The 8,954-nt window shown below is 77.0% G+C and carries 1 protein-coding gene; it reads right to left on the reverse strand.

Annotated features, from left to right (window positions below; genetic code table 11):
• Positions 1-14: 14 nt before the first annotated feature.
• Positions 15-8,954 (reverse strand): type I polyketide synthase (locus ACFVGO_RS11625; RefSeq protein WP_380631441.1); only part of this gene is annotated, 8,940 nt, incomplete at its 5' end.

An 8,954-nucleotide genomic window follows, 5' to 3' on the forward strand; every position in this document is an offset into this window, starting at 1 on the left:
GATTTCTCCATGGCTCAGGCGTCGTCTCGTTCGGTGTTCAGGGCCATCTCGATCAGCGCGTCGGCGTCCAGATCGTCCAGGTCGTCCAGATCATCAAGGTCGTCCGACCCGACCGGCACGTCCGGACCGTCCGGCTGGTCCGGGCCGTCGGGCCGGTCGGGTGTCCCGGGTGTGCCCGACGGCGCCGGGTCCGCCAGGCTCAGCAGGGTGTCCATCAGTCCGGCCTCCCGCAGCCGCTCGATCGGGATGGCCGCCAGCGCCGCGCGGACCGCCGCCTCGTCCGGGCCGGCGGGCCGCTCCTCGACCAGGACGCCCAGTTCCTCGCCGAGGAAGGCGGCCACCCGCTGGGGGGTGCGGTGGTTGAACACCAGGCTCGGCGGCAGGCGCAGGCCGGTCACCCGGCTCAGCCGGTTGCGCAGCTCGACCGCGGTCAAGGAGTCGAAGCCGAGGTCCTTGAACGCCTGGCCGGCCGCGACGGAGCGGCCGTCCTGGTAGCGCAGCACGGTGGCCGCCTCGGCCCGCACCACGTCGACCAGGATCTGCGGGCGCCGGCGCGGGGGTGGCGTCGCCCGCAAGGAGGCGAGGGCGGACGCCTCGTCGGCGTCTCCCGTCGCCGCCGGCTCCGCGCCCGCGGCCGCCGCCGGCTCGTCCAGCAGCTCGTGCAGCAGCGGGCTGGGCCGGGCGGAGGTGAACGCCGCGCCGAAGACATCCCAGTCCACGTCGGCCACGGTCAGACCGCTCTCCGCCCGGTCCACGGCCTGGGCGAGGGCCTGGACGCCGAGTTCGGGATCCATCGGGGTGACGCCGCGGCGCAGCAGACCGCCGGTGTCCCCGCTGACGGCCAGTCCGGCGCCCGCCCACGCTCCCCAGGCCACCGAGGTGCCGGCCAGGCCGCGGGCCCGGCGGTGCTCCACCAGGGCGTCCAGGAAGGCGTTGCCCGCCGCGTACGCGCCCTGTCCGCCGCCGCCCCAGACCGCGGCGATCGAGGAGAAGACGACGAACTGCTCCAGGTCGAGCCCGGCGGTCAGCTCGTGCAGGTGCACCGCTCCCCCGAGCTTCGCGGCCAGCACCGCGTCGAGCCCGTCGGCGTCGGCCTCGTCCAGCCGGCCCAGGCCGTCGACCCCGGCGGCGTGCAGCACGGCGGTCAGCGGCAGGTCCTGCGGCACGGCGGCCAGCACGCGGGCCAGGGCGTCGCGGTCGGCCACGTCGCACGCGGCGAGGGTGACCCGGCTGCCGTACCCGGCCAGTTCGGCCGCGAGCTCCCGCGCGCCGGGGGTGTCCGCGCCGCGCCGGCCGAGCAGCACCAGGTGCGCGGCGCCGCGCCGGGCCAGCCACCGGGCGGAGTCGGCGCCGAGCGCGCCCAGCCCGCCGGTCACCAGGACCGTTCCGGTGGGCCGCCAGCCCTCGGGCGCCGGAACGGCGGTGTCCAGCGGGGCGCGCACCAGTCGGCGGGCCAGCAGGCCCGTCCCGCGGATCGCGACCTGGTCCTCGCCGGGGTCCTCGCCGAGCAGGACGGTCAGCAGGTCGCCGGCACGGGCGTCCACGGTGACCGGCAGGTCGACCAGGCCGCCCCAGCGCTCCGGGTTCTCCAGCGCGGCCACCCGGCCGAGGCCCCAGACCGACGCCTGGGCCGGGCTGTCCAGCGGATCGTCCCCGCCGGTGCGGACGGCGCCCCGGGTGGCCACCCAGAGCGGCGCCCCGATCCCCGCGCGGCCGAGCGCCTGGAGCAGGGCCACGGTGGCGGCGGTGCCCTCGGGCAGCGCCGATCCGGGCAGCGCGGAGCCGACGGCGGCGGTCAGCGACAGGACGCCGGAGACCTCACCCGCCGCTCCGGCCGCCTCGGCGAGCCGGGCGGCCAGCGCGTCCCGGCCGGTGCCCGGGTCGACCACGACGGTGACCTCGGCCCCGGCGGAGCGGAGCGCGGCGGTGGCCCACTCGGTCAGCTCGGAGTCCTGCGGCGCGACGACCAGCCAGCCGCCGTCCAGCAGCCCCGTGGCGGGCAGGCCGGTCAGCGGCGTCCAGTCGACGCGGTAGCGCCAGCCGTCGATCGTCGCGTCCCGGCGACGCCGGGTCCGCCACGCGGCGAGCGCGGGCACGACCGGGTCCAGCGCCTGCGGGCCGAGGTCCAGCGTGTCGGCCAGCTCCGCCAGGTCGCCGCGCTCCACGGCGGCCCAGAACCCGGCCTCCGCCGGGTCCGCCGGGTCGGCGTCCTGCGGCTTGCCGGCCGGGGCCTGGGCCGGGTCCGGCCAGTAGCGGTCCCGTTGGAAGGCGTAGGTCGGCAGCGGAAGGTGACGGGAGGCGGGCAGCAGCGCGGACCAGTCGATCGCGGCGCCCGCCGTCCAGAGCACGGCCAGCGCGGTCAGGACGGTCTCGCGGCCGTCCCGGTCCTTGCGCAGCAGCGGCACGCCGACCGCGTCGGGCGCGCTCTGCGCGGCGAGCGCGGTCAGCACACCGTCCGGACCCAGCTCGACGAGACGGGTCACGCCCTCGCGGTGCAGGGCCTCGACGCCGTCGGCGAAGCGGACGGCCTCCCGGACCTGCCGGACCCAGTAGTCGGGGGTGGTGAGCAGGCCGGGCTCGGCGATCCCGCCGGTCAGGTTGGAGACGATCGGGATGCGCGGCTCGTTGAAGGTCAACTCCGCGAGGACGGCGGCGAATTCTTCGAGCATCGGCTCCATCAGGGCCGAGTGGAAGGCGTGCGAGACGGTCAGCCGGCTGGTCTTGCGGCCCTCGGCCTTCCAGCGCGCGGCGTACTCCTCGATCGTTTCGACCGGACCCGAAACCACCACGGAGGTCGGGCCGTTGACGGCCGCGACGTCCAGGCGGTCGCCGATCGCCTCGCAGACCTCGGGCTCGGTGGCCTGCACCGCCAGCATCGCTCCGCCCTCGGGCAGCGCCTGCATCAGCCGGCCGCGCGCGGCCACCAGGGCGCACGCGTCGGCGAGCGAGAACACGCCCGCCGCATGGGCGGCCGCGATCTCACCGATCGAGTGCCCGAGCAGGAACTCCGGTGCCACGCCCCAGGATTCGAGCAGCCGGAACGACGCCACCTCGACCGCGAACAGCCCGGCCTGCGCCCACACCGTACGGTCCAGATCCTCGACGCCCTCGAACACCACGTCCTTCACCGGCCGGTCCAGCAGCAGGTCGAACTCCGCGCAGACCGCGTCGAAGGCCGCCGCGAAGGCGGGGAACGCCTCGTACAGGTCCCGGCCCATGCCGACCCGCTGCGCACCCTGACCGGTGAACAGGAACGCCGTCCGGCCCTCGGTCGCGATCCCGGAGACGACCCCGCCCGAGGAGCGCCCGTCCGCCAGCGCGGCCAGACCGTCCAGCAGTGCCGCCCGGTCGTCGCCGAACACCACCGCACGGTGCTCCAGCACGGCCCGGGAGAGCAGCGTCCCCGCCACCTCCACCGGCGCGAACTCCGGCTCCCCGCCGAGGAATTCGGCCATCCGCCCGGCCTGCGCCGCCAGCGCGCCGGCCGAGCGTCCCGACACGAGCCAGGGCAGCACGCCCTGGGTGCTCTCCGTCTCCTCGACCACCACCGCCGGAGCCGCCTCCAGGATCACGTGGGCGTTGGTGCCGCTGATCCCGAAGGAGGACACACCCGCGCGACGCGGGCGACCGGCCTCCGGCCACGGCCGGGCCTCGGTCAGCAGTTCCACCGCGCCCGCCGACCAGTCCACCTCGGAGGTCCGCTGCTCCGCGTGCAACGTCGCCGGGAGCACGCCGTGCCGCAGCGCCTGCACCATCTTGATGACGCCCGCCACACCGGCCGCCGCCTGGGTGTGGCCGATGTTGGACTTGATCGAGCCCAGCCACAGCGGCTCGTCACCGCGGCCCTGGCCGTAGGTGGCGAGCAGCGCCTGCGCCTCGATCGGGTCGCCCAGGCTGGTACCGGTGCCGTGCGCCTCGACGGCGTCCACCTCGGCGGCCGTCAGCCCGGCGCTCGCCAGGGCCTGCCGGATCACCCGCTGCTGAGCCGGACCGTTCGGCGCGGTCAGACCGTTGGACGCGCCGTCCTGGTTGACCGCGCTGCCCCGCACCACCGCCAGCACCTGGTGCCCGAGCCGCCGGGCGTCCGACAGCCGCTCGACCACCAGCACGCCGACGCCCTCGCCCCAGCCCGTACCGTCCGCGCCGGCCGCGAAGGGCTTGCAGCGGCCGTCCGCCGCCAGCCCGCCCTGCCGGGCGAACTCGGTGAACACTCCGGAGCCGGTCATCACCGTCACCCCGCTCGCGAGGGCCAGGTCGCACTCGCCGGAACGCAGCGCCTGCGCCGCGAGGTGCAGCGCGACCAGCGAGGACGAGCAGGCCGTGTCCACGGTCATCGCCGGGCCCTCCAGCCCGAACGCGTACGCCACCCGGCCGGACAGGACGCTGGTCGCGCCACCGGTCAGCCTGTGCCCCTCGGTGTCCTGGGGCAGGTCCACGTCGACGCCGTAGTAGGAGGGCGCGGCGCCGGCGAAGACGCCGATCGGCTCGCCCTTGAGCGCCCGGGGATCGAGGCCGGCGGATTCGAAGGCCTCCCAGGAGGCCTCCAGCAGCAGGCGCTGCTGCGGGTCCATCGCCAGCGCCTCGCGCGGCGAGATCCCGAACAGGCCGGCGTCGAAGTCCGCGACGCCGTCGACGAAGCCCCCGAGGGTGGCGTAGGCGCCGGACTGCCCGGTGAGGTCCCAGCCGCGGTCGGCCGGGAACCGCACGATCCCGTCCCCGCCCGTGGAGACCAGTCGCCACAGGTCGGCCGGGGAGGCCACGTGGCCGGGGAAGCGGCAGGACATGCCGACGATGGCGATCGGCTCGCCGGGGTCGGCGACGGCAGCCGTCGCGCGGGGCCGGTCGGCCTCCTCTGCCGCCCCGAGCAGCAGGGTGGCGAGGAAGTCCGCGAGGGCCGCGGCCGTCGGGTAGTCGAACACCAGGGTGGCGGGCAGCCGCCGGCCGGTGGCGGTGTTCAGCCGGTTGCGCAGTTCCACCGCGGCCAGCGAGTCGACGCCGAGGTCCTTGAACGCCTGCTGCGGCCCGACCGCCTCGGCACCCGCGTGGCCGAGCACGGTGGCCGTGTTCGTCCGGACCAGGTCGAGCAGCAGTTGCCGCCGCTCGCCGTCCTCCAGGCCCCGGAGCCGGCGTTCCAGCGTGGCCTGCCCGCCCGTCGCCGGGCCGTCGGCGGCCTGCCGCAGGGTGGGGCGGACCAGGCCGCGCAGCAGGGACGGCGGCTCGGCGCCCGAGGCGCGGGCGGCCGCGAGGTCGAGCGGGACCGGCAGCAGGTGCGCGGCGGGCAGGGCGGCCGCGCGATCGTGGAGGGCCAGTCCGAGTTCGGCGGTCAGCGTGCCGGAGAGCCGGTCGCCGCTGGTCACGGTGGAACCCTCGGCGAGGTGCCCGGTGAGGGCGCTGGCCTTCGCCCACAGGCCCCAGCCGAGCGACTGCGCGGGCAGGCCGTGCGCCCGGCGGTGCGCGGCGAGGGCGTCCAGGAAGGCGTTCGCGGCCGCGTAGTTGGCCTGGCCGCCGGTGCCGAAGGTCCCCGCGGCGGAGGAGTAGAGCACGAACGCGGCCAGGTCGGCGTCGGCGGTGAGCTCGTGCAGGTTGACGGCCGCGTCCACCTTGGGGCGCAGCACGGCGTCGAGCCGGGCCGGGGTGAGCGCGCCGAACACGCCGTCGTCCAGGACGCCCGCGGTGTGCACGACGCCGGTGAGCGCGTGCTCGGCGGGGATCGCGGCGAGCACCGCGGCCAGCGCCTCGCGGTCGGCGGCGTCGCAGGCCGCGAGGGTCGCCTCGGCGCCCAGTTCCCGCAGGTCGGCGACCAGTTCCGCGGCGCCGGCGGCGGCCGGGCCCTGACGGCTCAGCAGGAGCAGGTGCCGTACGCCGTGCTCGGCGGCCAGGTGGCGGGCCAGCAGCCCGCCCAGGGTGCCGGTGCCGCCGGTGATCAGGACGGTGCCCTCGGGGTCGAGCGGCGCCGGGACGGTGAGGACGTTCTTGCCGATGTGCCGGGCCTGGCCGATGTGCCGGAAGGCCTCGACGGCGTTGCGCACGTCCCAGGCCGTGGTCGGCAGGTCGTGCAGCGCGCCGGCGTCGAACAGGGCGATGACCTCGGCGAGGATCTCGCCCATCCGCACCGGTCCGGCCTCGCCGAGGTCGAAGGCGCGGTAGCGGACGTCCTCGCGCGGGAGGTCGGTGCGGACGTCGGCCTTGCCCATCTCCAGGAAGCGGCCGCCGGGCGCGAGCAGGCGCAGCGAGGCGTCGACGAACTCGCCGGCCAGCGCGTTGAGCACGACGTCCACGCCGCGTCCGCCGGTGGCGGCCCGGAAGGACTCCTCGAAGTCCAGGTCGCGGGAGGAGGCGATGCGGGTGTCGTCGAGGCCCTGGGCGCGCAGCACGTCCCACTTGCCGGCGCTGGCCGTGCCGTAGACGTCGAGGCCCAGGTGCCGGCCGAGCTGGACGGCGGCCATGCCGACGCCGCCGGCGGCGGCGTGCACCAGCACGGACTCGCCGGGCCGGACGTCGGCCAGGTCGCGCAGCCCGTAGTAGGCCGTCGCGAACACCAGCGGGACGGCGGCGGCCCGGGCGAAGGTCCAGCCGGCGGGGATGCGGGCCAGCAGGTCGCGGGCCGTGACCGCGGTGGCGGCGATGCCGCCGGAGAAGAAGCCGAACACCCGGTCGCCGGGGGCGAGGTCGGTGACGCCGGGGCCGGTCCCGACCACCACGCCGGACGCCTCGGCGCCCATCGGCGCGCGCTCCGGGTACATGCCGAGCGCGAGCAGCACGTCGCGGAAGTTCACGCCGCCGGCGCGGACGGCGACCCGCACCTCGCCGGGGCCGAGCGGCCGGTCGGCGTCCAGCGCGGGGACCAGGGCGAGGTTCTCCAGCGTCCCGGGACCGAGGGTGTCCAGGCGCCAGGCCTCCCGGCCGGACGGCACGGCGAGCGTGTCCGAGGGCCGGGCCAGCCGGGCGGCGAGGACGGCGCCGTCGCGGACTGCCAGCACCGGCTCGTCGCCGTGGGCGGCGACCGGGCACCAGTCGTCGGCCGGGGCCTCGCCCTCCAGGTCGACCAGCACGATCCGGCCGGGGTTCTCGGTCTGCGCGGAGCGGACCAGGCCCCGGACCGCGGCGGCGACCAGGTCGACGGGCTCCTGGCCGACGGCGACGGCGCCGCGGGTCACGACCACCAGCCGGGTGTCCGCCAGCCGCTCCGCGGCCAGCCAGGCCTGGAGGTCCGTCAGGAGGCGGCCGGCCGTCTCCCGCACCCTGGCGGGCAGGTCGACGGCCTCGGCGGCGGTCGTGGGGACGGGCAGCACGACGGCCTGGGGCGCCGGGCGTCCGTCGTCGAGCGCGGCGACCAGCTCGGCGATCCCGGCGTACCGGGGCGCGTCGAGCGGCGGGACGGCGGGCGCGGGGGTGTCCGCGCCGCCCGGGGCGGGCGCACCGAGCACGGCCCAGGTCGCGGGCCCGGCACCGGCGGCTCCCGACGGCGTGACCGGGGTCCAGTCCAGCGCGAACAGCGCCTCGGCGACGGCCGGGCCGACGGCGGGGCGCAGCTGCTCGGCCTCGACCTCCCGCAGCACCAGGGACTCGATGGTCATGACGGGCGCCCCGGTGCCGTCGGCGACGCTCAGCGCCACGCCGTCGGCGGTCACGGTCAGGGTGACCCGCAGCACGGCGGCACCGGCCGCGTGCAGCCGGACGCCGGTCCAGGCGAACGGCATCCGGGCGGCCCGGTGGGCGTCCACGGCGGCGGAGAAGCCGACCGCGTGCAGCGCGGCGTCCAGCAGCGCGGGGTGCAGGCCGTACGCCTGCGCCTGGCCGGCGGCGGCCTCGGGGAGCAGCACCTCGGCGTGGACGCTGTCGCCGTCGCTCCAGGCCGCGTGCAGGCCCTGGAACACCGGTCCGTAGCCGTAGCCGACGGCCGTCAGGCGGTCGTAGAAGCCGTCGAGGTCGACGGGCTCGGCCCCCACGGGCGGCCAGGTCCCGGCAGCGGCGGAGCCGTCGGCGGCCGGGGTGGCGGAGCCGTCGGCGGCAGGGGCGGCGGCGCCCGCCGGGGAGAGCACCCCGGTCGCGTGGCACACCCACGCGGAGTCCTCCGCCTCGGAGCGCGACAGGACCTGCACGGTGCGGTCCCCGGCCTCGTCGGCCTCGGAGACGCTCACCTGGACGCCGACGCCGCCCTGCTGCGGCAGCACCAGCGGCGACTGGATCACCAGCTCGCGCAGCACCTCGCAGCCGGCCTCGCGGCCCGCCCTCAGCGCCATCTCCACCAGGGCGGTGCCGGGGACGAGCACGGTCTCCAGGACGGCGTGGTCGGCGAGCCAGGGGTGCACGGCCAGGCTCAGCCGCCCGGTCAGCACCAGTCCCCCGCCGTGCAGGGCGACGACCGCGCCCAGCAGCGGGTGCCGGGCCCCGGTCTGGCCGAGGGCCTTCACGTCGCCCGCCCCGGCGGTCGGCTTCGGCCAGTACCGCTGCCGCTGGAAGGCGTAGGTCGGCAGGTCGAGCCGGCGTCCGCCGGTGACGACCCGGGACCAGTCGAGTTCGGTGCCGCTCGTCCACAGGGTGGCGAGCGCGGTCAGCGCGGTCTCGGACTCCGCGCGGTCACGGCGCATCAGCGGGGCGCCCACGCCCTCGGCGAGCTGCTGCCCGACCAGACCCGACAGCACGGCGTCCGGGCCCAGCTCCACGAACCGGCTCACGCCCTCGCGGTGCAGGGCCTCGACGCCGTCGGCGAAGCGGACGGCCTCCCGGACCTGGCGGACCCAGTAGTCGGGGGTGGTGAGCAGGCCGGGCTCGGCGAGTTCGCCGGTCAGGTTGGAGACGACCGGAATCTGCGGCTCGGCGAAGGTCAACCCGCCGAGCACAGCGGCGAATTCGGTGAGCATCGGCTCCATCAGCGCCGAGTGGAAGGCGTGCGAGACCGCCAGCCGGCTGGTCTTGCGGCCCTCGGCCTTCCAGCGGGCCGCGAACTCCTC

It is taken from the genome of Kitasatospora sp. NPDC057738 (assembly GCF_042798815.1).
In the GTDB taxonomy this organism is placed as follows: domain Bacteria; phylum Actinomycetota; class Actinomycetes; order Streptomycetales; family Streptomycetaceae; genus Kitasatospora; species Kitasatospora lactacystinica.